Annotated in this window: 25 protein-coding genes; 13 read left to right on the forward strand and 12 right to left on the reverse strand. The window is 72.6% G+C overall.

Annotated features, from left to right (window positions below):
• Nucleotides 1-10: 10 nt before the first annotated feature.
• The 3 genes from FNH09_RS27925 (at nt 11) to FNH09_RS47180 (ending at nt 3,269) form a co-directional block, all read left to right on the forward strand.
• Nucleotides 11-2,047 carry an FUSC family protein gene (locus FNH09_RS27925; RefSeq protein ID WP_152892698.1) on the forward strand — a complete coding sequence of 679 codons (2,037 nt, stop codon included), beginning with the start codon at nt 11-13 and terminating at the stop codon, nt 2,045-2,047.
• A 205-nt stretch (nt 2,048-2,252) separates the two neighbouring features.
• Nucleotides 2,253-2,942, forward strand: coding sequence for a DUF899 domain-containing protein (locus FNH09_RS27930; RefSeq protein WP_152892681.1), 690 nt, complete (start codon nt 2,253-2,255; stop codon nt 2,940-2,942).
• 156 nt (nt 2,943-3,098) lie between these two features.
• A complete protein-coding gene (locus FNH09_RS47180; RefSeq protein WP_162469210.1) occupies nt 3,099-3,269 on the forward strand; it encodes a hypothetical protein in 171 nt (56 codons plus the stop codon).
• 31 nt (nt 3,270-3,300) lie between these two features.
• Here FNH09_RS47180 and FNH09_RS27935 read toward each other — a convergent pair whose 3' ends face one another.
• The 3 genes from FNH09_RS27935 to FNH09_RS27945 form a co-directional block, all read right to left on the reverse strand.
• On the reverse strand, nt 3,301-5,163 hold the full coding sequence (locus FNH09_RS27935) for an ABC transporter ATP-binding protein (protein WP_152892699.1): 1,863 nt from the start codon (nt 5,161-5,163) through the stop codon (nt 3,301-3,303).
• Between the two features lie 199 nt (nt 5,164-5,362).
• Nucleotides 5,363-5,764: a hypothetical protein gene (locus FNH09_RS27940; protein ID WP_152892700.1), complete on the reverse strand. Its 402-nt coding sequence runs from the start codon at nt 5,762-5,764 to the stop codon at nt 5,363-5,365.
• A 32-nt stretch (nt 5,765-5,796) separates the two neighbouring features.
• Nucleotides 5,797-6,558: an ATP-binding protein gene (locus FNH09_RS27945; RefSeq protein ID WP_152892682.1), complete on the reverse strand. Its 762-nt coding sequence runs from the start codon at nt 6,556-6,558 to the stop codon at nt 5,797-5,799.
• A 248-nt stretch (nt 6,559-6,806) separates the two neighbouring features.
• On the opposite strand from FNH09_RS27945, the gene FNH09_RS27950 reads away from it, so the two are divergent.
• From FNH09_RS27950 to FNH09_RS27960, 3 genes are all read left to right on the forward strand, one after another.
• Nucleotides 6,807-7,667, forward strand: coding sequence for a Scr1 family TA system antitoxin-like transcriptional regulator (locus FNH09_RS27950; protein WP_162469212.1), 861 nt, complete (start codon nt 6,807-6,809; stop codon nt 7,665-7,667).
• Entirely contained in the window at nt 7,668-7,943 is a 276-nt protein-coding gene (locus FNH09_RS27955) for a DUF397 domain-containing protein (protein ID WP_152892684.1), read from the forward strand.
• A gap of 134 nt (nt 7,944-8,077) precedes the next feature.
• On the forward strand, nt 8,078-8,893 hold the full coding sequence (locus FNH09_RS27960; protein ID WP_152892685.1) for an SAM-dependent methyltransferase: 816 nt from the start codon (nt 8,078-8,080) through the stop codon (nt 8,891-8,893).
• A gap of 150 nt (nt 8,894-9,043) precedes the next feature.
• Here FNH09_RS27960 and pdxR read toward each other — a convergent pair whose 3' ends face one another.
• Complete coding sequence (gene pdxR, locus FNH09_RS27965) at nt 9,044-10,534, reverse strand: MocR-like pyridoxine biosynthesis transcription factor PdxR (RefSeq protein WP_152892686.1); 1,491 nt, start codon at nt 10,532-10,534, stop codon at nt 9,044-9,046.
• Nucleotides 10,535-10,580: 46 nt separating this feature from the next.
• On the opposite strand from pdxR, the gene FNH09_RS27970 reads away from it, so the two are divergent.
• Nucleotides 10,581-11,096, forward strand: coding sequence for a carboxymuconolactone decarboxylase family protein (locus tag FNH09_RS27970; protein ID WP_238427153.1), 516 nt, complete (start codon nt 10,581-10,583; stop codon nt 11,094-11,096).
• 19 nt (nt 11,097-11,115) lie between these two features.
• Here the strand turns inward: FNH09_RS27970 and FNH09_RS27975 are convergent, their stop codons facing one another.
• The 3 genes from FNH09_RS27975 to FNH09_RS27985 form a co-directional block, all read right to left on the reverse strand.
• The gene (locus tag FNH09_RS27975) at nt 11,116-12,603 is read right to left on the reverse strand and encodes a glutamate synthase subunit beta (protein WP_152892687.1); all 1,488 of its coding nucleotides are present in this window, start codon (nt 12,601-12,603) and stop codon (nt 11,116-11,118) included.
• A 222-nt stretch (nt 12,604-12,825) separates the two neighbouring features.
• Nucleotides 12,826-13,305 carry an anthrone oxygenase family protein gene (locus FNH09_RS27980; RefSeq protein WP_152892688.1) on the reverse strand — a complete coding sequence of 160 codons (480 nt, stop codon included), beginning with the start codon at nt 13,303-13,305 and terminating at the stop codon, nt 12,826-12,828.
• A 142-nt stretch (nt 13,306-13,447) separates the two neighbouring features.
• Complete coding sequence (locus FNH09_RS27985; RefSeq protein WP_152892689.1) at nt 13,448-14,158, reverse strand: DUF2293 domain-containing protein; 711 nt, start codon at nt 14,156-14,158, stop codon at nt 13,448-13,450.
• 134 nt (nt 14,159-14,292) lie between these two features.
• Here FNH09_RS27985 and FNH09_RS27990 point away from each other — a divergent pair, with 134 nt between their 5' ends.
• Nucleotides 14,293-14,925 carry a nucleoside/nucleotide kinase family protein gene (locus FNH09_RS27990; RefSeq protein WP_162469213.1) on the forward strand — a complete coding sequence of 211 codons (633 nt, stop codon included), beginning with the start codon at nt 14,293-14,295 and terminating at the stop codon, nt 14,923-14,925.
• 28 nt (nt 14,926-14,953) lie between these two features.
• Here FNH09_RS27990 and FNH09_RS27995 read toward each other — a convergent pair whose 3' ends face one another.
• Nucleotides 14,954-16,081, reverse strand: a complete 1,128-nt coding sequence (locus FNH09_RS27995) for a magnesium and cobalt transport protein CorA (RefSeq protein ID WP_152892690.1) — start codon at nt 16,079-16,081, stop codon at nt 14,954-14,956.
• A 217-nt stretch (nt 16,082-16,298) separates the two neighbouring features.
• On the opposite strand from FNH09_RS27995, the gene FNH09_RS28000 reads away from it, so the two are divergent.
• Nucleotides 16,299-17,093 carry a methyltransferase domain-containing protein gene (locus FNH09_RS28000; RefSeq protein ID WP_152892691.1) on the forward strand — a complete coding sequence of 265 codons (795 nt, stop codon included), beginning with the start codon at nt 16,299-16,301 and terminating at the stop codon, nt 17,091-17,093.
• A 28-nt stretch (nt 17,094-17,121) separates the two neighbouring features.
• On the opposite strand, the gene FNH09_RS28005 is transcribed toward FNH09_RS28000, so the two are convergent.
• The 4 genes from FNH09_RS28005 to FNH09_RS28020 all read right to left on the reverse strand — a co-directional run bounded on the left by FNH09_RS28005 (nt 17,122) and on the right by FNH09_RS28020 (nt 20,568).
• Nucleotides 17,122-18,036, reverse strand: a complete 915-nt coding sequence (locus FNH09_RS28005) for a carbohydrate kinase family protein (RefSeq protein WP_152892692.1) — start codon at nt 18,034-18,036, stop codon at nt 17,122-17,124.
• The gene (locus FNH09_RS28010; protein ID WP_162469214.1) at nt 18,033-18,941 is read right to left on the reverse strand and encodes a pseudouridine-5'-phosphate glycosidase; all 909 of its coding nucleotides are present in this window, start codon (nt 18,939-18,941) and stop codon (nt 18,033-18,035) included. The genes FNH09_RS28005 and FNH09_RS28010 overlap by 4 nt, the downstream gene beginning before the upstream one ends.
• Nucleotides 18,942-19,058: 117 nt before the next feature.
• Nucleotides 19,059-19,613: a methylated-DNA--[protein]-cysteine S-methyltransferase gene (locus FNH09_RS28015; protein WP_152892694.1), complete on the reverse strand. Its 555-nt coding sequence runs from the start codon at nt 19,611-19,613 to the stop codon at nt 19,059-19,061.
• 82 nt (nt 19,614-19,695) lie between these two features.
• Nucleotides 19,696-20,568, reverse strand: coding sequence for a glycerophosphodiester phosphodiesterase (locus FNH09_RS28020; RefSeq protein ID WP_152892695.1), 873 nt, complete (start codon nt 20,566-20,568; stop codon nt 19,696-19,698).
• 280 nt (nt 20,569-20,848) lie between these two features.
• On the opposite strand from FNH09_RS28020, the gene FNH09_RS28025 reads away from it, so the two are divergent.
• From FNH09_RS28025 to FNH09_RS28040, 4 genes are all read left to right on the forward strand, one after another.
• Nucleotides 20,849-21,715, forward strand: coding sequence for an MHYT domain-containing protein (locus tag FNH09_RS28025; protein WP_152892696.1), 867 nt, complete (start codon nt 20,849-20,851; stop codon nt 21,713-21,715).
• Between the two features lie 40 nt (nt 21,716-21,755).
• A complete protein-coding gene (gene uvrB / locus FNH09_RS28030; protein ID WP_152892697.1) occupies nt 21,756-23,897 on the forward strand; it encodes an excinuclease ABC subunit UvrB in 2,142 nt (713 codons plus the stop codon).
• A gap of 156 nt (nt 23,898-24,053) precedes the next feature.
• Nucleotides 24,054-24,632 carry a TerD family protein gene (locus tag FNH09_RS28035; protein WP_162469215.1) on the forward strand — a complete coding sequence of 193 codons (579 nt, stop codon included), beginning with the start codon at nt 24,054-24,056 and terminating at the stop codon, nt 24,630-24,632.
• A gap of 58 nt (nt 24,633-24,690) precedes the next feature.
• Nucleotides 24,691-25,604, forward strand: a 914-nt coding sequence (locus FNH09_RS28040) for a TerD family protein (RefSeq protein ID WP_202919767.1), incomplete at its 3' end; no start/stop codon positions are given.

Genomic DNA, 25,604 nt, shown 5'->3' on the forward strand with positions numbered 1-25,604 from the left:
CGCCCACACCCTGCGCACCCAGCGCGGCCCCGTCCCCTGGAGCGCGGTCACCCGAGGCGCGCTGGCCGCCGGCCCGCTGCTGCTCGCCGCCGTGCTCGCCGGACGCACCTCCCTCGGTGTCGTCGCCGCCATCGCCGCCATGCTCGCCGGGATCAACGACCGGCCGGGCAGCCGCCGGGCCGCCGTCAAGCGGCTGGGCGTGCCCGCGCTGGCCGGCGCGGCCGGGCTGCTCGTCGGCACGTACGCCGGGCAGCACACCCCGCCCGTGGTCCTCACGGCGCTGCTCACCGTGGTGGCGCTGGTCGCCGGCGGGGTCAGCGCCGTCGGGCCGGTCGCCTCCGGCGCCGCCACTCAGCTGCTCGTCGCCACCGCCATCGGCGCCGGGATGCCCCTGCCCGAGAGCGGCTGGCAGCGCGCCCTCGCCTTCCTGGCGGGGGCCGCGTGGCTGCTCGTGCTGCGGATCGCCCTGCCCACCCCCGGCGCCCTTGCCGGTGACTTCCGCTTCGACGGGGAACGGGAGGCGGTGGCCGCGGTGTACGACGCCGTCGCCGACCTGCTCGACGCGGCCGGTGGCGCCGGGGCGACCGTCCGGCGGGCCGCGCTCACCGCCGCCCTCGACCACGCCCAGGACGCCCTCGCCGGGCCCCGGCTGCGGCGGCACGCCGGTTCCGCAGCCGAGCGGCGGCTGCACACGCAGTACGCCGCCGCGCTGCCCCTGGCCGAGGCCGCGACCGCGCTCGCCTGGGCGGGGGAGGAGGTGTCCGGCAGGACCGGCGAGGGGCTCCGGCGGCTCGCCGCCGCCGTGCGCGCGGGAACCCCCACCGGGCCGCTGCCCGCGCCCAGCCGTTCCCTGCCCGCCCTGCGCGCCCTGGACGACGCCCTGCTGCACGCCGCCGACGCCTTCGACCGGGGCGAGGGCGCCGACCTGCACACCCGGAGGCGGGCCGCGGGTGATCTGCTGCGGACCGTCCTCGGCGGCGGCGGGCGCGAGTACGGGCTGCGGGTCGCCCTCTGCTTCGGAGCCAGCGCGGCCGCGGCCCAGGCACTGCACCACGCCCACTGGTACGGGCGGCACGCGCACTGGTACTGGCTGCCCGCCACCGCCGTCTTCCTGGTCAAGCCCGACCTCGGGCCGCTGGCGTCCCGGGTGCTGTGCCGGGCCGCGGGAACCGTCCTCGGGGCCCTCGTCTTCGCCGCCCTCGCCGAGGTCCTGCCCGGGCCCTGGGGGTTCGTCGTGCTCGTCGCGGTCTGCGGTGCCCTGGTGCCGGTCTCCACCCGCCACTTCGCCGCGCAGACCGCCGTCGTCACCGTGCTCGTCCTCGCCCTGGTCATGGTCGGCGGTGAGCCGCAGGCCTCCGTGAGCCGGATCGCCGAGACGCTGCTGGCCTGCGCGATCGTGCTGATCGTCGGACATCTGCCGATGCCGGGGGAGCGCGGCGGGGGCGTACGCGCCCGACTGGCCGCGGCGGGCGGCGCCGCGCACGCCTACCTCGCCCACGTCCTCGACGAGCCCCGGACCTCCGCCGGACCTGCCGCGTCCGCCACGGGCCGCGAGTCCGGCGGATCCCACACGTCCGGTACGGGCCGCACGTCCGGTGGACCCGGCCCGTCCGGTGCGCCCCACCCCTCCGGCGGGTCCCCGTCCGCTCACCTGCCGAAGGCACCCCTCACCGTCCTCGGGCCGACCGCCCCCGGGCCGACCGCCCCCGGGCCCGCCGCCCTCGGACCGGCCGCCGCCCGGGCCGCCCGCTGGACCCTGCGGCGCGAGGCCTACCGCACGCTCGCCGAGGCCCGTACGGCCATCGCGCACGCCGCCGCCGAACTGCCCGCACTCGCCCGGCACACCGAGGGCACCGACGAGGTCGCCGCCCTGCTCGAACGACTGGTCGACACCACCACCGCCTGCGCCGTGCATCTCGACGACACGGGACGGCTCACGCCCCGTCACACCGAGCGGCTCACCGCACTGCTGGAGGAGCTGACGAGGGTGCGCGAGCGGGCCGGGCTCGACACGTTCCGACTGCCTCTGCCTGTCGGGGTCGGCTAGCACCGGTCCGGACGCACTCGTACGGGCGGGTGGTGCGCGGTTCGGCTCGCGCGGGGGCACGACACCGTCGTACGTCGACGGGGGGACACGACCGTGCGCGGCCGGGCCCGTACGGGAGGTCCGGGTGAGAATTCCGTGAGGCGGCGATGAGTTGCGCTGCTTTCGGCGGTCATCACGGGGAACGGGCCGTCGCACAGGAGGAGTCATGTCGCTTCCGGAGGTCGTCTCGCGCGCGCAGTGGCGTGCGGCGCGCGAGGAACTGCTGCTCAAGGAGGAGGCCGTGACGCGTGCGCGTGACGCCCTCAACGCCGAGCGCCGCCGCCTGCCCATGATCGAGATCGACAAGGAGTACGTCTTCGAGGGCGGCGACGGCAAGGCCACTCTGCTCGACCTGTTCGAGGGGCGGCGACAACTCGTGGTCCACCACTTCATGTTCGCGCCCGAGTGGGACGCCGGCTGCCGCGGCTGCTCGGCGTTCCTCGACCAGATCGGGCACCTCGCGCATCTGCGGGCCCGCGGGACGACGTTCGCGGTGGTGTCCCGGGCGCCGTACACCTCCCTGCTGCCGTTCAAGGCGCGGATGGGCTGGACGGTGCCCTGGTACTCCTCGTCCCTCGGCGACTTCAACCACGACTTCGAGGCGACGCTGGAACGGGACGGGGAGTTCGTCGAGCGGCCCGGTCTGAGCTGCTTCCTGCGCGACCACGACCGGGTCTTCCACACCTACTCCGCCTACGGGCGCGGCCTCGACGGCCTCGGCTCGACCACCAGCCTGCTGGACCTCACCGCGCTGGGACGGCAGGAGGAGTGGGAGGAACCCGCGGGGCGCGCCTGGGCCCTCGGGCCGGCCCCGGGCGGCGAACGCGTGCTCTACCACGACGAGTACGAGGACTGACCCGGACGGTGCCGACGAGTCCGGGATGGCGCGGGACCCTCACATTCCGCGGTGAACGGGTGTCAGCTACGTCTCAGTCCCGCAACTGAGGGAGCCGCGAGACCCCCGGAAGGCGTTGACTCCTGCACGTACGACGTTTTCTGGAGGTGCAGGGTGGTGAACGGGCGAACAGTGCTCGAACGCTTTCCCGCGGGTGGGCCGCGCGGCTCGTGGCCCGCGGAGGAGTTCGCACACGCGCGACGTCAGGAGGGCCTGCCCGCCGAGGTCGTCATGGACCTCGCGACGGACACCTTCCTGGTGATCGTCCGCGGCAGGGACACGGAGTAGGGACCCGAAGCAGGGACATGGAGCAGCCGACTCAGCCCGCCTTCGGGGCGGGCACCGTCGTCGTGAACTGTCCGGCCTGGAGCGCGTACAGCTCGGCGTAGACGCCACCGCTGCCGAGCAGCTCGTCGGGGGTGCCGGACTCCACCAGCCGCCCCTGGTCGAGGACATGCACCAGGTCGGCGTGGCGCACGGACGCCAGCCGGTGGGTGATGAGGACGACCGTCTGCCCGGTGCCGGCCAGCGCCCGGATCTTCTCGAAGACCTCCAGCTCGGCCCGGGCGTCCAGCGCCGCCGTGGGCTCGTCCACGATCAGGATGCGCCCGCGCCGGTAGGCGGCCCGCGCGATCCCGAGCCGCTGCCACTGCCCGCCGGACAGCTCGTGCCCGCCGCTGAAGTTGCGGGCCAGCAGGGTGTCCAGACCGTGGGGCAGGTCGGCGACCACCTGCTCCGCGCCCGCCTCGCCGATCGACGTGCTCAGCCGTTCCTCGGTCAGCGGCGCCGAGGAGCGGCCGACGGCGACATTGACCCGCGCGGTGAACGGCCACCGCTTGAAGTCCTGCGCCACCATCGCGATCCGCTCGGCGAGCAGGCTCCGGTCCGCGGTCGCCGCGTCGACGTCGTCCCACAGGATCCGTCCCCGGTCCGGCCGGTACAGGCCCGCGAGCAGCTTGACCAGCGTCGTCTTGCCCGAGCCGTTCTCGCCGACGAGGGCGACGATCCGGCCGAGCGGGAAGGCGAGACTGATGTCGTCCAGCGCGGGACGGCCGGCGTCGCCCGGGTAGTTGAACGTGACGTTCTCGAACCGGATCTCCCGGGGGTCCTCCGGCAGCGGTGCGCCCCCGGTCGGGATGGCCCGCTCGGCCGCCTCGACGTACAGCCGCTCCAGGTCGCCGACGAACAGGGCCTCCTCGTGCAGCGCGTTCACCTCCAGGACCAGGGTGTCCAGGCTCGCCGAGCCGGTGCGGATCGCGATCACGGCCGTGCCCGCCACGGACAGCGCCATCGTGCCGGTGACCAGCAGCGCGCCGAGCGTCGCGTACGTCGCCACCGTCGCCACGCCCGTCCAGAGCGCCGCGATCAGGCCGGTGCGGGCCGCGAGCCGGGCCAGCCGGGCCTGCTCGGCCTCCGCGGACTCCGACATCGCCCGGAAGTGGCGCAGCAGGAACGGGCCGACCCCGTGCAACCGGATCTCCGGCGCGGCCGCCGGCTCGGTGAGCAGACCGCTGATGAGCTGCCCGGCGCGGGCGTGCTGCACCCAGACGTGGAAGGACTCGTAACGGCGGCGGGCGTTGGTCAGCGCGCTCCAGGCGCTCGGCACGGTCATCGTCACCAGCAGCGGCAGCAGCACCGGGTGCAGCACGGTCAGTACGCCGGCCGCCGCGACGAGGGAGATCATCGCGTTCACCACGCGGGTGCCGTAGATGATCATCCGGCGGGCGGAGGAGGCGCCGTACTGCGCGGTGTCCAGCAGCTTGTGGAAGGCGTGGTCCTCGATCGCGGACAGCTCCACGGCCGCCGCCCGCTCCAGATACAGCTCGGTCGCCACCCGCTCCACCTTGGGTTCGAGGCGGCCGGTGGCGTACGTCGACGCGGCCCGCAGCAGCGCCCCCACCAGCAGCACGGTCGCCATGACGGTCAGGGCGGGGACGGCACCGCGCAGCCGGTCCTCGACCGGGCCGCCGCCCATCAGCCGGCCCAGCACGCTGTTGACCGTGAACAGGCCCACAGCCTGGGCCAGGCCCCGGCCCGCCTCCGCGGCCAGCACGGTCCGCGCGGCGACGCGGTCGGCCTGCCGGGCCAGCCGGAGGCTGGCGGTGAGCAGCGCCGGCAGGCGGGTCAGCATGGCCCGGAAGTCCAGTTCGAGGAAGGCGTCCGCGTGCTGGTTCCAGCCCATGTCGTAGCGGAGGGCACCGCCGAACAGGAGCCGCTCCGACTCGGACACCTCGGGTGCGTCCGTGTCACGCCGCTTCGCCACCGTCGACCTCCCCCGATCGTGGACCACCGGACACGAACGGCCACTATCGCGGGAGGTGCTGCTTCAGGGCAGGGCGCACAGTCGGGACGCGGATGCGCGCGGGCGTACGCCCGGAGCGTCAGACGCCGATCGGCCGCGACCAGGCGGGTGTGGTCCCCGTCAGCCGGCACAGGGCCAGGTAGAGCGGGATCGGCGGAGTGTACGGAACCGTACCGTCCGGTCGGTGGATGAGCCGAGGAAGACGCGCGGTGTCCGGGACGACCGCGCCCGCGGCGTAGTGCGTGGCGGCGGGCCACTCCAGCGCGTGGTCCGAGTCGGACGGGACGATCCACCACCAGCGTGTCCCGTCGGCGTACACGCATCCCACCCGCGGGAGGCGGGGGAGCAGCAGCGGTCCGAGGTCGGCGGGCGCCGCCACCGCGTCGCAGCCGAGCGGGACGGTCATGTCGTCGGGGACGACGAGGCGGTGCCGGGCGGGCGGTGTCGGCCGGTCGCGCCGCAGTCGCATAAGCGTGTCCATGCCGAGCAGTTGGCCGGGACCGGAGAGCGCGTTCACGCGCCGCCCCGCTCCGGGCGCAGGGTGGGCGACGGGGCCCCCGCGACCACCGGTGGGTGCTGCGGGGCGTGCTGCGGGGCGTGCTGCGGGTGGTCCCGCCGCTCCTGTCGCGGCTCGTCGTCGTCGCCCGGACCGCCGGGCGGGCCGGGCTTCGGGCGGGTGCCCCAGCCCAGGTCGTTGTGCGGCTGCGCGGGGATGCGCGGCGTGGCGGCCCCGCGGGGGATCTCCGCCCAGACCAGCAGACCCGATCCCTGTTCCTGGGCACCCCAGGAGTGGCACAGCGCCTCGATCAGCAGCAGCCCTCGCCCGTGCTCCTCCTCGGGCCGCTGCGGGGACGGGTGGGGCTCACCCGGCGCGCAGCCCTCGTCGCGCACCGCTATGCGCACCCGGTCGTCACCGTCGTGCAGCTCGCAGACGACGCGACTGCTCGCCGTGTGCACGATCGCGTTGGTGACCAGCTCGGAGACGACGAGGGCCGCGGTGTCGCAGGTGTCCTCGCACACCGACCAGCCGGTCAGCCGGGCCCGCGTCAGCCGTCTCGCCTGAGTGGGCGAAGCCGGGTGTGCGGCCAGCTCGAAGCGGAACCGGCGCTCGGCACCGAGTCGGACGGGGCCGACTTCCCCCGGTTCGGAACGGGCACGATCGGGGGGACCCCCATCGGCACCGAGACCGAGGGGGCGGCCTGCGGCGGCGTCTGTTCCTAAGGGCGCGGACGGAATCACGCTTGCCACTATCGCCCCGCCGTGAACACTTGGCAAGTGTCACTATGAAAAATGCAGAGTGCTGTGTGACGCGGTGGAGGGCCGTGGCACACTGCTTGCAACAGCACGTCGAGCGGCGCCAGTTGGGATCAGCGGAGATCCGTCCGGATCTTCGGGTGGGTCTTCGAGTGGCGCCGTAGGGCTGTCGGGGATTCTTTTGTCGTTCCTTTGTCACCGGACCGGCCGGGCTGTCGGCGATCTGTGCGACCGAGCCGTCCTGCCGGGAGTTTTCGTGGAGGTGGAGCGTGAGTGAACCGCGGTCCGCGCCGACCGTCGGTCAGGTCGTCCTCGGCAGGCGCCTGTTGGACCTGCGGGAGCGTGCCGGACTCAAACGCGAGGAGGCCGCCCAGATCCTCCGGGTCGCCCCCGCCACGGTCCGGCGCATGGAGATGGCCGAGGTCACGCTCAAGATCCCGTACCTCCAACTGCTCCTGAAGGCCTATGGAATCTCCGACGCCGAGGCCGAGGCGTTCGTCCGGCTCGCAGAGGAGGCCAACCAGCCCGGCTGGTGGCAACGCTTCCACGACATCCTGCCCGGCTGGTTCTCCATGCATGTCAGCCTGGAAGGGGCGGCCGGCCTCATCCGCCAGTACGAGCCCCACTTCGTGCCCGGACTGCTCCAGACCGAGGACTACGCGCGCGGAGTGCTGAAGTCGGGCGCCATCGGCCAGACCAGCCCCGACGACATCGAGCGCCATGTCGCACTGCGCATGCAGCGGCAGGGACTGCTCACCCGTCAGGACGCGCCCCGGCTCTGGGTGGTGATGGACGAGACCGTGCTGCGCCGTCCGGTCGGCGACGCGGAGGTGATGCGGGCCCAGATCGACAAACTGCTCGACGCCATGAAGCTGCCCAACGTCACGCTCCAGATCGCGCCGTTCGCCAATGGCCCGCATCCCGGCACGTACGGGCCCTTCGTGCTGTTCCGATTCGCCATGCCCGAACTTCCGGACATGGTCTACAGCGAGTACCTGACCGGCGCCGTCTACCTGGACGCGCGCTCCGAGGTGGCGACCCACCTGGAGGTCATGGACCGCATGGCGGCGCAGGCCGCTACTGCACATCGCACGAAGGAGATCCTCCGGGATCTCCGCAAGGAGTTGTGAATGGACCGCATCAAGTCCCAGACCAAGTCGCGGATCCGCAGCGAGCGGATCTACAACGGGATGCCCGCACGGGAGTTGGGCAGCGAGGGCTGGCACAAGCCCTGGAGCGGCGGCAACGGGGGCAACTGCCTGGAGGCCATGAAGCTCGCGGACGGCCGGATCGCCGTCCGGCAGTCCACCGACCCCGACGGGCCCGCGCTGATCTACACGTCCGACGAGATGACCGCCTTCATCGAGGGCGCGAAGGCGGGGGAGGCGGACTTCCTCCTGTCCTGAACGGCCTGTCCTGAACGGCCGGCTTGAATTGCTCTCCCGCTCGACCCGTTAAACCGATGACTGTGCCAACTCCCTTACCTTGGTTCCCGACTGACCATGATCACTGTTCGCGCCCCCCACTTACGGAGTGTTGAATGACCGGGCAGGACCACCCCACCGGCGCTGTCCGGATCGACACCAGCCGACCGCATCCCGCGCGGATGTACGACTGGTACCTCGGCGGCAAGGACAACTACCCCGTCGACGAGGAGATGGGCCGGCAGATGCTGGCCCTGGACCCGCGCGTCCCCGTCATGGCACGGGTCAACCGCGCGTTCATGCACCGTGCCACCCGCTGGCTGGCCGAGCGTGGCGTACGGCAGTTCCTGGACATCGGCACCGGCATCCCGACCGAGCCGAACCTGCACCAGATCGCCCAGGGCATCGCGACCGACGCCCGCGTCGTCTACTGCGACAACGACCCGATCGTGCTGGCCCACGCGGCGGCCCTGCTGCGCAGCACTCCGGACGGCCTGACCGAGTACCTCCAGGCCGACGTGCGCGATCCGGCCGCCATAGTCGAGGGCGCCAGGAAGATACTCGACTTCGACCGGCCGATCGCGCTCTCCCTCATCGCGCTGCTGCACTTCATCTCCGACGAGGACGGCGCGCACGAGCTGGTCGGCCGGCTGCTGTCCGAACTCCCCTCCGGTAGCTACCTGATGATGACCCACGCCACCGCCGACTTCACCCCCGAGGAGTCGGCGGCGGCGATCGCGAAGCTCCGGGCGGCCGGCATCACCCTCGCACTGCGCTCCCGCGAGGAGTTCGGACGGTTCTTCCGCGACCTGGAACTCGTCGAACCCGGGGTCGCGGTGGTGCCCGAGTGGCACCCCGAACTGGGCGAACCGGTCCCGGGCCAGGAGGACGGGGTCATCCCCGGCTACGGAGCGGTGGCCCGCAAGGCGTGACACCCGCGGTGGACGGTGGGCCCGGGGGCCTCGGCACGGCTTCCCTCCGGGCCCTGCGCCCCGCGGGCCTCGGGCTCCGTGCCTCTCGGGCTCCGTGCCCCCTCGGGGCCGTGACCGTCGCGGCCGACGGGCCGGTTCCCGCTCCCCGGTTCACGGCGGCGGCAACACCTCGCACAGGGCCTCGACGGCCGCCCCGTACGCATGGTCCGGGGGCGTCGCGTACCCCACCACCAGCCCGTCCCGCACCACCGTGCCCGTGCCTGCCGTGCCCGTCACCGCCGTGTCCGTCTCCGGGTGCCGGAACGCGGCGAGGCCGTCCAGCGCGACGCCCCGCCGCGCGGCCGCCTCGACCGTGGACCCCTCGGTGCCGTCCGGCAGCCGGAGCACCGCGTGCAGACCGGCCGCGACCCCGGTGACCTCGATGTGCGGGGCCCGCGCGGCGAGCGCCCGGACGAGCCGGTCGCGGCGGCCGCGGTAACGCTGCCGGGCCCGCCGCACATGACGGTCGTACGACCCCGAGGCCATGAAGTCGGCCAGGCACAGCTGGTCCGGCACGCTCGCCCACGCCTCGCGCTCGCCCTTGGCGGCCAGCACGTCATCCACGTACCGCGGCGGCAGCACCATCCACCCCAGCCGCAGGGCCGGCGACAGGCTCTTGCTCACCGAGCCGACGAGGACGACCCGGTCGGGGTCGAGGCCCTGGAGGGCGCCGACAGGCTTGCGGTCGTAACGGAACTCCCCGTCGTAGTCGTCCTCGACGACCACACCGCCTCGCGCGCGTGCCCAGTCGATCACCGCGGCCCGGCGCTCGGCGTGCAGCGGACCACCGGTGGGGAACTGATGCGCGGGCGTGAGCAGCACGCCCCGCTCACGGCCCAGCCCGCCGACGAGCGCGCCGTGTCCGTCCACCGGCAGCGGGACGGTGCGCACGCCCGCCGTGGCGAGCAGCTCCCGGTGGAAGCCCAGCCCGTACGCCTCCACGGCCAGCGGTCCGCGCAGGATCCCTCCCGCGCCCTGGCCGGACAGCAGGCGCAGGGCGTGCGCGAAGCCGGAGCAGATCACGATCCGGTCCGGATCCGTGCGGACCCCGCGGGCCCGTGCCAGGTACTCGGTGAGGGCCTCGCGCAGTTCGATCCGGCCGGCCGGATCGCCCGGCCCGAACACCTCGTTCGGCGCCTGCTGGAGCGCCCGCCGGTAGGAGGTGAGCCAGGCCGCGCGCGGGAAGGACGACGCGTCGGGGGTGCCCTGCCGCAGGTCGTGCCGGAGGGCACGCGCGCGTGGGGGAGCCGCCCGGGGCGCCCGGGTGACATCGCGTGCCGACGCGGAGCCGTCCCGGCGCCCCGACGGCGGGGCGGACACCCCCATGGCGACGCGCGTGCCCGAGCCCTGGCGGGCGGTCAGCCACCCCTCCGCGACAAGTTCCGCGTACGCGTCCGCCACCGTGTTGCGGGCGACGCCGAGGTCGGCGGCGAGCGAGCGGTACGGCGGCAGCCGGGTCCCGGGGGCCAGCCGTCCGCCGCGTACGGCCTCGCGCAGCGCGCGGACGACCGCGGCCCGACGCCCGCCGGAACCGGCCGACGACAGCTCCAGATGCAGGTCGCTGCCGATCCGCTCCGCCGAATTGACCCACGATTCCGTCATGGAATTGCACCCTACAAGAGGTCTTTCCGGGCCATAGGTTGGGCACATGACGACGAACGCGAACACCCGCACGGCGAACCCGGTCACGATCACCGACACCCGCACGAACGAGGCGGGCCGCCTCGACTTCGCCAAGGCCGCTCCGAAGGTCTTCCGCGCTCTCATCGGTTTCGACGCAGCGGCCCGCGACGGCCTCCACCCGGCCCTCGTCGAACTGGTCCAGATCCGCGCCTCGCACCTCAACCACTGCGCGTACTGCCTGCACATGCACACCAACGACGCCCGCAAGGCCGGCGAGAGCGAGGACCGGCTGCACATGGTCGCCGTCTGGCGCGAGGCCCGCCACTTCTTCACCGAGAAGGAGCAGGCGGCCCTCGCCCTGACCGAGGCGGTGACCCTGGTGGCCGACAGCGGCGTCCCGGACGACGTCTACGCCGAGGCGGCGGCCCACTTCCAGGAGCAGGAGCTGGCACACCTGCTGGCCCTGATCTTCACCATCAACACCTGGAACCGGGTGGCGCTGTCGACGGCGAAGCGGGCCGGTACGGACGAACGACGCTAGCCGCGGCGTCCCGCCCGGTTCAGACCACCATGGGCCGGTCGTACGGCCCGATCGGCGCCGGAAGCCGGGAACTCCCCGTCAGATAGCGGTCCACGGCCGCGGCCACCGCCCGTCCCTCCGCGATCGCCCACACGATGAGCGACTGCCCGCGCGCCGCGTCCCCCGCGGCGAACACTCCGGGGACGTTCGTCGCGAAGCCGCCGTCCCGGGTGATCGTGCCGCGCGGTTCGAGCCCCAGCCCGAGCTGGTCGATCAGCCCGTCCTCCCGGTCGGGCCCCGAGAAGCCGAGGGCGAGCAGCACGAAGTCGGCGGGGAGCGTACGCCCCGAGCCGGCCACCGGTCTGCGCAGCGCGTCCACCTCGACCAGATGCAGCGACCGCACCTGTCCGTCGGCGTCGCCGACGAAGTGGAGCGTGGACGCGGCGAACAGCCGGGCGTCCGCGTGCGCCTCGGGCGCCGTCTCCAGGTCGCGTGCCTCCTCGTGCGCGGCCGACAGCCGGTAGACCTTCGGGTACGTCGGCCAGGGATCGATGTCCTCGTCGCGCTCGGCGTCCGGCTGCGCGTAGATGTCGAGCTGGGTGACGGACGCGGCGCCTTCGCGCACCGCCGTCCCCAGACAGTCCGCCCCGGTGTCACCGCCGCCGACGATCACGACGTGCCTGCCCGCGGCGGACATCGGCGAGGTCTCCAGGTCCCCCTCGCACACCCGGTTGGCCAGCGGCAGATACTCCATCGCCTGGTGGATGCCGGCCAACTCGCGTCCCGGGACACCCAGTTCCCGCCATGCGGTGGCGCCCGTGGCGACCACCAGGGCGTCGTACCGCGTCCGCAGTTCGGCCGCGCCCACGTCCCGGCCGACCGCCGTGGACGTACGGAACTTCGTCCCCTCGGCCCGCATCTGCTTCAGCCGCCGTTCCAGATGGCGCTTCTCCATCTTGAACTCGGGGATGCCGTACCGCATCAACCCGCCGAGCCGGTCGTCCTTCTCGTACACGGCGACGGTGTGTCCGGCCCGCGTCAGCTGCTGGGCGGCGGCGAGCCCGGTGGGGCCCGAACCGATCACGGCCACCGTCCGCCCGGACAACCGGTCCGGCGGCCGGGGCGGCACGAACCCCTCCTGCCAGGACCGGTCCGCGATAGCGCACTCGACGTTCTTGATGGTGACGGCGGGCTGGTTGATCGCGAGCACGCACCCCGCCTCGCACGGCGCCGGGCACAACCTCCCGGTGAACTCGGGGAAGTTGTTGGTGGCGTGCAGCCGGTCGCCCGCCGCCCGCCAGTCCTCGCGGGAGACCAGGTCGTTCCACTCGGGGATCAGGTTGCCCAGCGGACAGGCGTCGTGGCAGAACGGTATGCCGCAGTCCATGCAACGGTCGGCCTGTTTGCTGATGATGGGCAGCAGCGCCCCGGGGACGTACACCTCGTCCCAGTCCTGGACCCGCTCCGCGACAGGCCGACGGGCCCACTCCTGGCGGGGCGTCGTCATGAAACCCTTGGGATCGGCCATGGCCGTCTTCCTTGCTCGCGCGTGCGACGGGCCGTGCGTCATCGGGCGGCGCTCTTCCGGCCACGATACGTCTCCCGGGCCGCCCGCGCAGAGCGGCCTGCGGCGCTTTCTCCCACCGGCCTCCGCGAGGATCGTCGTGGGCGCCGACGGGCGTCCCGCCGTGGGCTCGCGAAGGCGCCCACCGCGTCCTCGGGCGGGTGTCCCGCCGGGGCCGCAGCGCGCTCAGACGAGCGCCAGCAGATACACGACCGCGGACAGCGCCGAGGCGGCCGCGCGTATGTGGTTCCACCTCGTCCACTCGCGCAGATAGACCGGCCAGTAGGCGGCAGCCTCCGGACCGTCCGGCTCCAGCCTCAGCAGCTGGGCGTTGCGCGGCACGTTCGCGATCACCGTCACCCCGAACGAGCCGGCCAGGTACAGCGCGCTGCCCAGCAGCAGCTCGACCGTCCCGTCGTCCGGCCACAGGACGAACGTCACCACGGCGATCACCGCGCACACCGTGGCCACACCGAAGAACACGACCATGAACGCGGGTGCCAGGGCCGAGGAGTTGATCGCGTTCATCGTGGCGGCCCCCTGGGCCGGCGGAAGCGCGGCCAGCCCCCGCATGACCAGGACCGAGAAGCCGTAGAAGACACCGGCCATCAGTCCCGTGCCGAGGACACCCAGCGCCGCCAGTAACAAGTACGGTCCGTCGATCATTTCTACGTCAGCTCCCACCCGTCGAGCCGAGATCCTGCCCGGCGCCTTCCGCCATCACAAGTGAATTCGTGGCCGTGGCCACCGGCCACGACCGGGGGAACGGACGCCCGCGCGCCCGCCGAGCCCGCCCTGCCACGCTCCCTCACCCGGCCCGGCCGGACACACCACCGCGCCACCCCGCGAGCGCCGACTCCACGCCCGCCGCGATCTGCCGCCGCGCCCGGTGCCGGGGCACCCCGCTCATCAGCAGCGCGTCGTACGGGGTGTCCAGATGCCGTACGGAGGCCACGACCGCCGAGACCACCGCGCCCTCCGAGAGCGCCCGGCCGGCCGCGCTGCGTCCCACCCGGCCACTGCCGCGCGCCGACGCGTGCGCCGCGATCTCCTGCGCCCGGCCCTCGGGGCAACCTGGGAACAGCCGTCGTATCTCCGCCGCGAAGGCGCCCGTGAACCGTACGTCCTCGGCCGCCCGCCGTCGGGCGTCCCGCGCCCGGCGCCGCCTGCGCGCCTCCGCGTCGGCCAGGCAGCGCCGTTCCGCGCGGGCCAGCGCGGACTCCTCGACCAGAATGCCCTGGCGCTCGTACCGGGCCTGACGCCGGTTGTACCGCACGACCACCGCCGACAGCGCGCTCTCCTCCCGTGATCTGCGGGTCAGCGCGGTGTCGCCGCGCGGCAGGAACACCAGATGTCCGAGGTCGGCGCAGTCGAGGCAGCGCGGTGCGCCGTCCTCCAGGACGAGCATCGGCAGCGGCCCGCGACGGCACCCGGCGCACTGCTTGCGCCGCACAGGCTGCACGACGAGAAGTCCGCCATGAAGTCCGGCACCGGTCGGAGGAGTTGCAAGGAGTGCCATATCGGGTTCTTTCCCGCCGGTGAGCCCGCCGTCACACCCGTCCGCGGCGAGCGGCACCGCGCGACGGGCGAGCACCGGCCCGGGTGCGGGGCCGACCGCCGCCGTGCCCCGGTCCGACGCGGCATCATGGCGGTGTGCGACTCGAAGCGATCACCTGGGAACGGCTCGGCGACCTGCTCGCCGAGCGGCTGCTCGACCTGAGACCGGGCGACGGCAGTCCCTGGCTCCGGATCGCCTTCGACGGCGCCCCGGCGGCCCACCCCGGAGACCTCGCCGAACGGGTCGCCGAAGCCCTGCGGCTGCGCGGCCGTCCCTCGGCCGTCGTGGGGACGGAGGGCTTCCTGCGTCCGGCCTCGCTCCGGCTGGAACACGGCCACCACGACGTGGAGGCCTACTACAACGGCTGGTTCGACACCCAAGCCCTGTGGCGTGAGGTGTTCGGACCCCTCGAACCGGGCGGCGACGGGCGCATCCTGCCCGACCTCTGGGACCCGGTCTCCGACCGTGCCACCCGCAGTTCCTACGTCCGGCTCCCGCCGGGCGGCATCCTGTTGCTGCACGGCCCCCTCCTGCTGCGGCACTGGTTCCCGTTCGACCTGAGCGTCCACGTCCTCCTCTCCCCGTCCGCCCTGCGCCGCCGCACCCCCGAGGCCGACCGCTGGACGCTCCCCGCCTTCGAGAGCTACGCGCGCGAGACCGACCCGGCCGGCACGGCCGACGTCCTGGTGCGCGCGGACGACCCACGGCATCCGGCGTGGGGCGGCTGACCCGCCCACCGGACCGGAGCCGGAGCTCTCAGAGCCAGCCGTTGCGCCGGAAGCCGCGGTGCAGCACCAGACAGGCGACGGCGATCACGCCGAGGACCAGGGGATAGCCGAACTGCCAGTGCCGCTCCGGCATGTGATCGAAGTTCATCCCGTAGACCCCGCAGACCATCGTCGGTACGGCGATCACCGCGGCCCATGCCGTGATCTTGCGCATGTCCTCGTTCTGCGCGACCGTGACCTGCGCGAGGTGCGCCTGGAGAATCGAGTTGAGCAGTTCGTCGAAGGACGCGATCTGCTCGGTGGCCCGCAGCAGATGGTCGGAGACATCGCGGAAGTAGGCCTGTATCTCGGCGTCGACCACCCGCATGGGCCGGTCCGAGAGATCCAGCAGCGGCCGGGCGAGCGGGACCACAGCCCGCTTCAGCTCCAGGAGTTCCCGCTTGAGCTGATAGATGCGGCCCGGGTCGGTCCGGGCACCGTCCGCCGAGAACACGTCCGTCTCGACCTGGTCGATGTCCGACTGCATCGAGTCGGCGACATGGAGATAGTCGTCGACCACATGGTCCGCGATCGCGTGCAGCACCGCCGACGGTCCCTTGGCGAGCTGGACCGGATCGCTCTCCAGCTCCTCGCGCAGCGGGCCCAAGGAGCCGTGCCGTCCGTGCCGCACCGAGATGACGAAGTCATGGCCGACGAACACCATGATCTCGCCGGTGTTCACCACCTCGCTGGTCGCGGTGAGTTCCTCGTGCTCGACGTAGCAGACCGTCTTGAACACCGCGAACAGCGTCTCGCCGTACCGCTCGACCTTCGGACGCTGATGCGCCTCGACCGCGTCCTCGACGGCCAGCGGATGCAGGTCGAACAGTTCGGCGATCCCCGCGAACTCCCGGTCCGTGGGCTCGTGGAGGCCGAGCCAGACGAAACCGTCGCCGTACTTGCGCACCTGCGCCACGGTGTCGACCAGATCGCGCCCGCCCGGTGTCCGCACGCCGTCCCGGTACGTCACGCAGTTCACCACGGAGGAGCCGAGCGGAGAGCGCGCGGGATGACTCAGGTCGACGCGTGGGCGCCGACGGGTGAGCCGTGCCACCTTGCGGAGTCCGCCGACCCTGCCGAGTTCGGTGACCCTTCGCAGGTTCCCTGCCATGGACATCTGGATCTCCTCGCGTGGATCTCCTCGCGCCGTACTGCCGAACCGCCGTACTCCTGCGCCCTGGCGTGCCAGTTTGCCAGGTGCGGGGGAGTGGCGGAAAAGCCTGTGGAAACAGGAGATTCCGCTTGGTTCCCGGCTGTGGACGGACCGGCACCCTCCGATGACGCGGGGAGGGTCGCCCGCACGGGACAACCGGCACGACTGGGATGATCGGGGCATGACGCCAACCGACCGGTATCTTCTCGACAATCGTCAGTCCGAGGCCGCAGAGCGCTTCGACGCCTTCGCCGCCCTCTTCGACCCCACGACGTTCCGGCACATGGAGAAGCTCGGGATCGGACCCGGCCGGCACTGCTGGGAAGTCGGTGCCGGCGGTACCTCCGTGGTGTCCTGGCTGGCCGGGAAGGTCGGGTCGACCGGCAAGGTCGTCGCGACCGACATCGACGTCTCGCTCCTGGCCGCCGTGGCCCGGCCCCCGGTCGAGGTGAGCGTCCACGACGTCGGGGCGCAGGAGCCGCCGGGAGCGGGCTTCGACCTGGTGCACGCCCGGCTCGTCCTCGTCCATGTCCCGGACCGGGAGCGGGCCCTCCAGTCGATGATCAACGCCCTGCGCCCCGGCGGGTGGCTGCTGATCGAGGACGCCGACCCGGCGCTGCAACCGCTTCTGTGCCCCGACGAGCACGGTCCCGAGCAGCAGCTCGCGAACCGTCTGAGGCACGGATTCCGCACACTCCTGGCCGACCGGGGCGCCGACCTCGCGTACGGGCGCAGGCTTCCCCGGCTGCTGCGCGAGGCCGGACTGCAAGAGGTCCGGGCCGACGCGTACTTCCCGGTCACCTCGCCCGCCTGCACCGCCCTGGAGGCGGCGACGGTCCGGCAGATCCGCGGCCGTCTGGTCGAGGCGGGCCTCGCCACGGACCAGGACATCGACCGGCACCTGGCGAACGTGGCTTCCGGCACCATGGACCTGGCCACCGCCCCCATGATCTCGGCGTGGGGCCGCAAGGCGTAGCGGCGCCGGGCGCTTCGCGGTCGCCGTCTCACCGTGACGCGGGTGGTCTCCCGCCGACCCGTTCGACCGCCTGTGCCCCGGCCCGGCATCCTTCCGCCGCGGCCTCCTCGGCCTCGGCCCCGGCGAGCAGGGCCGCGAGGAACGCACCCGTGAAGGCATCGCCCGCTCCCGTGGTGTCCCGGGGCGTCGCCGGTACCGCGGGGACGCGGGCCCGCACGGCGCCGGACCTGGCCACCAGCGCACCGCGGGCGCCCTGCTTGGCGACCACCAGCGGGATGTGACGGCTCAGCTTGGCCGCCGCGTCCGCCGTGTCGGGCAGCCCCGTGAGCAGGCACGCCTCGTCCCGGCTCGGCAGCAGGACCGCCACCCCCGCGACGAGCTCGAGGAACCGCTCGACGCCCAGACCGACCAGAAATCCGGCCGACGCGGGATCCAGGCTCACCGGCACCCCACGCGCGCGTGCCGACTCCAGGGCCGCCGCCACCAGGGCCCGGCTCGGCTCCGAGAACAGCAGATAGCCCGACAGGTGCAGCCAGGCGACCCCGTCGAGCAACGCATCCGACCAGTCGCCCGGGTCGAGTCGCAGACACGCGCCGCTGTCGGTGAGAAACGTCCGCTCCGCCGCCTCTCCCGTGTCGACCAGACAGATCACCGTCCCGGTCGGCGCCTGCGCGTCCACGACCAGGTGCGGCCGCACCCCGTGACAGGCCAGCTCCCGCTCGTGCCAGCCGGCCGAGTCCGCGCCCACCCGCCCGAGCATCCGCACATCGGGACAGCCCCGGTGAGCGGCCCAGCACGCGACGTTCGCGCCCGCGCCGCCGGGCAGGGTACGGATCGAGGCGGCCGTGTCGGTGCCGGTGGCGAGCGGCCCCCGATGCCGGGCCACGACGTCCGTGACCACGTCACCGACGACCAGCAGCGCGCCGCCCCGCCCGGCGGTCATCCCCCGGCCCACGCCGCCGCGATCCGGCCCGCCAGCCTCACGTTCCCCCGCACGGCCGCCAGATTGGCGCTCAGCGAGGCGCCGTCCGTGTGCCGCACGAGGTGGTCGAGCAGGAACGGAGTGACCGCCTGCCCGGTGACGCCCTGTTCCTCGCACGCGTTCAGCGCCTCGGCGAGCACCCGCGCGTGCAGCTCGGGATCCAGCTGCTCCCGTTCGGGGACGGGCTGGGCGACGATCAGCGCCGACTCCGGCCCACCGACCGCGTCCTGCGCCCGCATGACGTCCGCCACCTGCCCCGGGGTGTCGAGCCTCCAGTCCACCGGGTGGCCCGAGTCCGACAGATAGAACCCCGGGAAGCGGTCCGTGCCGTACCCGGCCACCGCGACCCCCAGCGTCTCCAGCCGTTGCAGGGTCGCCGGCACGTCCAGGATGGACTTCACGCCCGCGCACACCACCGTGATCCGGGTCCGTGCCAGCAGACCCAGATCCGCCGACTCGTCCTGCGTCACGGTCCACTCGCGGTGCACCCCGCCGAGTCCCCCCGTCGCGAACACCCGTACGCCCGCGAGCGCGGCCAGCAGCGCGGTCGCCGACACGGTCGTCGCCCCACTGGCCCCCGCGGCCACCGCGAGCGGCAGGTCGCGATGGCCGAGCTTGCGGATCCCGTCCTCGTTCGCGACCCGCTCCAGCTGCTCCTTGTCCAGGCCGACATGCGGCCGCCCGTCGAGGACGGCGATCGTCGCCGGTACGGCACCCTCCTGCCGTACGACGGTCTCCAGCTCCAGCGCCACCTGGAGGTTGCGCGGGCGCGGCAGCCCATGCGCGATGATCGTGGACTCCAGGGCCACCACGGGCCGACGCGCGGCTATCGCTTCCCGTACCTCATCGGACACCACCAGCACCACGCGCCTGCCTCCTGTCTCGCGGTTCTCCCTCATCTCTGGCGGGCGGCGCGCCCGGTCAAACCCTCGCGACCGGCGGGGGACGAGAACGCTCCCGAGGCGGTGTCGGGTCCGCGGTCCTCAGAAGAGCGGCTCGGGCAGCACACCCTCCAGGGCGAGCAGTTTCCGCTTGGTCTCCAGACCGCCCCCGAACCCGCCGATGCCGCCGTCGCTCTCGACGACCCGGTGGCAGGGCACGATCACGGGCAGCGGATTGGAACCCATCGCGACGCCCACCGCCTGCGCCGCGCCCGGCTGACCGACCCGGCTCGCCAGATCGCCGTAGCCGACGACCGCGCCGAAGGGCACCGCGGATGCCAGCTCCCGCAGCACCTGCCGGTTGAAGCCCGAGCTCAGCGACCAGTCCAGCGGCAGCTCGAAGGCGCGCCGCTCACCGGCGAAGTACGCCTCGACCTGGCGTATCGCCTCCGCCAGCAGCGGGGAACCGGGTGCCTCGACGGGGGTGGTCCCCAGCCGCTCGGCGAGTCGGCCGAGCGACTTGTCGCGCACCGCGTCGGTGGCGTGGAAGACGACGTTGACCAGGCCCGTGCCGGTCGCGGCCAGAAGCAGCGGACCGATGTCGGTGGCGACGACGGTCCACACGACCCGCTGCTCGTACTGCCCATGGCTGTCCATGCGCCCCACCGTACGGCCCGCCACTGACAACGCCGCCGGAACCGGACACCGGGCAGCGCCCGCCCCTGGCGGCCGGCCGGGGTCAGCACCCCTGGAAGGCCTGGCGCAAGAGGTCGGGCTTGTCGGTGATGACGCCGTCGACCCCGTACCCGGCCACCCTCCGGGCGGTCTCCGCGTCGTCGACGGTCCAGGCGGCGACCCCCATCCGCCTGCCGTGCGGGCCCGTGAGCGCGTGCACCGCGGACACGTACCCCGCGGAAAGGGACCCGTGCGAGGCGTTGATCCGGTCTGTGAAGGCCGCGTAGGCGGGCAGTTCCCGCACGGCAGGGCTGCCGAGGAACCCGGTGGTGACGGCGGGCTTCAGGTCGTGGACCGTGCGCAGGCTGCGCGCGCTGAAGCTCTGGACGACCAGCCGGCTGGCGAGGTGCTGCCGGTCGAGCCAGCCCTCGTTGCCGAGCAGCTTGAGGATCTGCTGCTCGATCCCCGGGTACAGCTCCGGGTTCTTGATCTCCAGGAGCAGGTTCTGACGGTTGTGCTCGACCCGGCGCAGGTACTGCTCGAGCGTCGGCACGCGCACGCCCGCGTAGGCACGGCCGAACCAGCTGCCCGCGTCGAGGCGTGCGATCTCGGCGGCCGTGAAGTCCTTCACTTTCCACGGCGAGCGGCCGGGGAAGACCCGCTCGACGTCGGTCGTGCGCCGGAGGCTGTCGTCGTGGATCACCACGAGCGTGCCGTCCTTGGTGCGCTGGACGTCGTTCTCCACCCAGTCGACGCCCAGTCCGGCGGCCCGGTCGACGGCCGCCAGGGTGTTCTCGGGGGCGTGGGACGAGGCGCCTCGGTGGGCGATGATCACGGGCCGCCGGTCGGAGCGCGCCCGGGCGTCGGAGGCGGGCGTCAGAAGGGTCACGGCGGCCAGGAGCGCGGCGGTCATGACGGCAAGTGCGCGCGCGTACATGCGTACTCCTCGCGTCGGGCGACTACGGACGGTTCAACTGTGACAGCAGAGCGTTCGCCGCGTGGGGTGTGCGAGGTGACCGCAGGCTGAACGGGCGCCCTCACGCCTGCTCACGGTTGCCGCACATGTGCGGCAAAAGTGTGTTTCTTTGTCGGAGATCCGTTCGGTCATTGCGGTGAGAGTCATACTCTCGCCACAGCCTCGACCGGTCAGACGGTCCTGTCTGAGGGGGATAATTAAGGCGATTTCAGGACCGGAACCGGGCGGAGGGCAGCCGAGCATGCAAGGCACGGTCGACGGATTCAGCTACGGTCTCGTCACACCGCTGGTGGCCTATGTCATGGCCTGTCTCGGCGGGGCCCTCGGACTGCGTTGCACCACCAGAGCCATGCTCGTGGCCCAGTCCTGGCGCCCGGGCTGGCTCGCCCTCGGTTCGGCGGCCATCGGTTCCGGCATATGGACCATGCACTTCATAGCGATGATGGGCTTCTCGGTCGACGAGGCCCCGATCCGCTACGACAGGCCGACGATGTACGCCAGCCTCGCCGTGGCCGTCGTCATGGTGGGCGTCGGGATCTTCATCGTCGGCTACAAGGGCGCCAAGGGAGCGGCCCTGTTCACCGGGGGCACCATCACCGGTCTGGGAGTGGCTTCGATGCACTACCTGGGTATGGCCGGAATGCGCCTGAACGGAGCGCTGGAGTACAACACGCTCACGGTCGTCGCCTCCGTCGTCATCGCCATGGCCGCCGCCACCGCAGCCCTGTGGGCGGCCGGCCAGGTCCGGGGGCTGCGCTGGAGCGTGGGCGCGAGCCTGGTGATGGGCCTGGCCGTCAGCGGGATGCACTACATGGGGATGGCCGGCCTCAGCGTCCACCTGCACACCACGCCCCACACCACCACCGGCGACTCGGCCGCGGCGCTGCTCGCCCCGATGCTCATCGGTCCGCTGGCCTTCCTCTGCCTCGCCGGTGTCGTGGTGATGTTCGACCCGCTGATGGTCATGGGCAGGACCGAACAGGTCGTCGCCGAGCCCAAGCCCGGCATCCCGGCCCACCCGGTCGTGGAGCACGCGGGCCGTCGCGTGCCGCCCCGGCCCCGGCGGGAAGCGGTGCAGCGCCGCTCCCGCACCCCGCAGGGCCGCTGATCCGCCCCCGTTGTCAGTGCCGGGCCGTACGGTGGAACCCATGCGGCCCGTTTCCCACATCGAACGCACGGTGGCGCCCTTCGAGGTCGTCAGCCCCTACCAGCCCAGCGGCGACCAGCCGGCGGCCATCGCCGATCTGGCCCGGCGCATCGAGGCCGGTGAGAAGGACGTCGTCCTGCTGGGCGCGACCGGCACCGGCAAGTCCGCCACCACGGCGTGGATGATCGAGAAGCTCCAGCGCCCCACGCTCGTGATGGCCCCGAACAAGACTCTGGCCGCCCAGCTGGCGAACGAGTTCCGCGAGCTGCTCCCGAACAACGCGGTCGAATACTTCGTCTCGTACTACGACTACTACCAGCCCGAGGCCTACGTCCCGCAGTCGGACACCTACATCGAGAAGGACTCCTCGATCAACGAGGAGGTCGAGCGCCTGCGGCACTCCGCGACCAACTCGCTGCTCACCCGCCGTGACGTGATCGTGGTCGCCTCGGTCTCCTGCATCTACGGCCTCGGCACCCCGCAGGAGTACGTGGACCGCATGGTCCAGCTCAAGGTCGGCGACGAGATCGACCGCGACCAGCTGCTGCGGCGTTTCGTGGACATCCAGTACACGCGCAACGACGTGGCTTTCAGCCGCGGCACCTTCCGCGTCCGCGGCGACACCATCGAGATCTTCCCGGTCTACGAGGAGCTCGCGGTCCGCATCGAGATGTTCGGCGACGAGATCGAGGCGCTGTCCACCCTGCACCCGCTCACCGGCGAGATCATCAGCGACGACCAGCAGCTGTACGTCTTCCCGGCCTCCCACTACGTCGCCGGACCCGAGCGCATGGAGCGGGCCGTCAACGACATCGAGAAGGAGCTCGGGGAACGCCTGGCCGAGTTGGAGAAGCAGGGCAAGCTCCTGGAGGCCCAGCGCCTGCGGATGCGGACCACGTACGACATCGAGATGCTCCGCCAGATCGGCAGCTGTTCCGGTGTCGAGAACTACTCGATGCACTTCGACGGCCGCGAGCCCGGCTCCCCGCCGAACACCCTGCTCGACTACTTCCCGGACGACTTCCTCCTCGTCATCGACGAGTCGCACGTCACCGTCCCGCAGATCGGCGCCATGTACGAGGGCGACGCCTCCCGCAAGCGCACCCTCGTCGACCACGGTTTCCGGCTGCCCTCCGCGCTGGACAACCGCCCCCTGAAGTGGGAGGAGTTCCAGGAGCGGATCGGACAGGCCGTGTACCTGTCGGCGACCCCCGGAAACTACGAGCTGTCCCGGTCGGACGGTGTCGTCGAACAGATCATCCGGCCCACCGGCCTCATCGACCCGGAGGTCGTCGTCAAGCCCACCGAGGGGCAGATCGACGACTTGGTCCACGAGATCCGGGGGCGGGTCGAGAAGGACGAGCGCGTCCTGGTCACCACGCTCACCAAGAAGATGGCCGAGGACCTCACCGACTACTTCCTGGAACTCGGCATCCAGGTGCGCTATCTGCACAGCGACGTCGACACCCTGCGCCGCGTCGAGCTCCTGCGCGAGCTGCGGGCCGGCGAGTTCGACGTCCTCGTGGGCATCAACCTGCTGCGTGAGGGGCTCGACCTGCCCGAGGTGTCCCTGGTGGCCATCCTCGACGCCGACAAGGAGGGCTTCCTGCGCTCCGGCACCTCCCTGATCCAGACCATCGGCCGGGCCGCGCGCAACGTCTCCGGCCAGGTCCATATGTACGCCGACAAGATCACGCCGTCGATGGAGCGGGCCATCGACGAGACCAACCGCCGACGCGAGAAGCAGGTCGCGTACAACACGGCGAACGGCATCGACCCGCAGCCGCTGCGCAAGAAGATCAACGACATCGTGGCGCAGATCGCCCGCGAGGACGTCGACACCGAGCAGCTGCTCGGCACCGGTTACCGCAAGGCGAAGAAGGACGGCCACGGCACCAAGGCCCCGGTGCCCTCGCTCGGCGGCAAGGCGGCCGGCGCGAAGGCCGGCCGGACCGCCAAGGCCAAGGAGAAGGTGCCGACCGACCGCCCCGCGGCCGAACTCGCCGAGCAGATCGAGGAACTGACGGAGCGGATGCGCGCCGCCGCCGCGGACCTCCAGTTCGAGATCGCCGCCCGGCTGCGTGACGAGGTGTCCGAGATGAAGAAGGAACTGCGTCAGATGCGGGAGGCGGGCCTGGCCTGACCCTGCTGCCACACCGGACCCCGGCGCAGCGTGCTGTGTTGCAAGACCGACACAAAGTGCGGACCGGGGTTCGGCACTGTCGGTGGCTCTGCGTAGGGTTCTGGACAACCCGCGGAATCCGCGGCAACCGGGGACAGCTCGAGAGGGGAACAAGCCGTGACCGTCAATATGACCAAGGGTCAGGCCATCAGTCTGCAGAAGAACGACGGAGGCAGCCTGACCGCGGTACGCATGGGTCTCGGCTGGCAGGCTGCTCCCCGGCGCGGCCTGTTCGGCTCGCGCACCCGCGAGATCGACCTCGACGCCTCCGCCGTGCTGTTCGCGGACAAGCAGCCGGTCGACGTGGTCTTCTTCCGTCACCTCGTCAGCGACGACGGCTCGGTGCGCCACACCGGCGACAACCTCGTCGGCGGTGCCGGCCAGGGCGGCGACGACGAGGCCGTCCTCGTCGACCTCCAGCGCGTCCCGGTCCACATCGACCAGATCGTCTTCACCGTGAACTCCTTCACGGGCCAGACCTTCCAGGAGGTGCAGAACGCGTTCTGCCGTCTGGTCGACGAGACCAACGGCCAGGAGCTCGCCCGCTACACGCTGGCGGGCGGCGGCGCCTACACGGCCCAGATCATGGCCAAGGTGCACCGGGCAGGCTCGGGTTGGTCGATGACGGCCCTCGGCGCCCCGGCCAACGGCCGTACCTTCCAGGACCTGATGCCGGTCATCCTTCCGCTTCTCTAGCGGAGCGGCGGGCGGCACACGACACGACACGGCGGCACAGCGCAGGGAGACGCGGGCGATGACGGCCGAGCTGGTACGGGGACAGAACCACCCGTTGTCCCAGGTCCGCCTGGAGATCCGGATCTCCGCCGGCACGCCGGTCGTGGCCGGTGCCACGCTCGGCGACGAGCACGGCAGGGTCCAGGGCGTGGAAGGGGTGGCCCACCCGGGCGCTCCCGCCCTGCCCGGACTCGAGGTCTCCCGGCAGGCGGCCGCCGATCACCGCCTCGCGGTGGACCTGGCCGCCGTGCCGGAGGCCGTGCACCGGGTGAGCGTGCTGCTCGCACTGCCCGACGGCACGGGCGGCCCCGTCCGCTTCGGCCTGGTCGCGGCGCCGTTCGTCGCCGTCACGGGCCTGGACGGCACCGAGATCGCCAGCTACACCATCACCGGGCTGGACGCCGAGTCGGCCGTCGTCGCCCTGGAGCTCTACCGCAGAGCGGGTGCCTGGAAGGTGCGCGCCGTCGGCCAGGGGTACGCGGGCGGTCTCGCCGAACTCCTCGCCGACCAGGGGCTGCCCGAGGCCCGGCAGCTCGCGGCCGGTGTCGACGAGGCGGTCTCCCGCGGCCTGGCCCGCTCGGTCCAGGCACCCAGGCCGAGACCGGCGGACGGCGACCGCTCCCGGCAGCCCGCGGCCCGCGGCCCGGAGCACGGCGAGACCCCGGCCCAGGGCGGCGCGGGCTCCGTGGCGCCCCAGCCCGTGCCTCAGCAGGGACTCCAGAGCCCGTACGGGCCGCAGGCGCCGGTCGGCCCGGGGCAGCCCGGGCAGAACGCGCATCCGGGCGGCGCCACGCCCGCCGACCCTGCCGGCCCGCCGTCCTCCGGGCCCGCGGATCCCTCCGCGCTCACCCCGCCCGGAGCGTCGGCCACGCCCCCGGGCACCCCCTCGGTCACGCAGGCCGCCGCCACGGGGCCGATCGACTACACCCATCC

It is taken from the genome of Streptomyces adustus, from assembly GCF_009377175.1.
Lineage (GTDB): Bacteria > Actinomycetota > Actinomycetes > Streptomycetales > Streptomycetaceae > Streptomyces > Streptomyces adustus.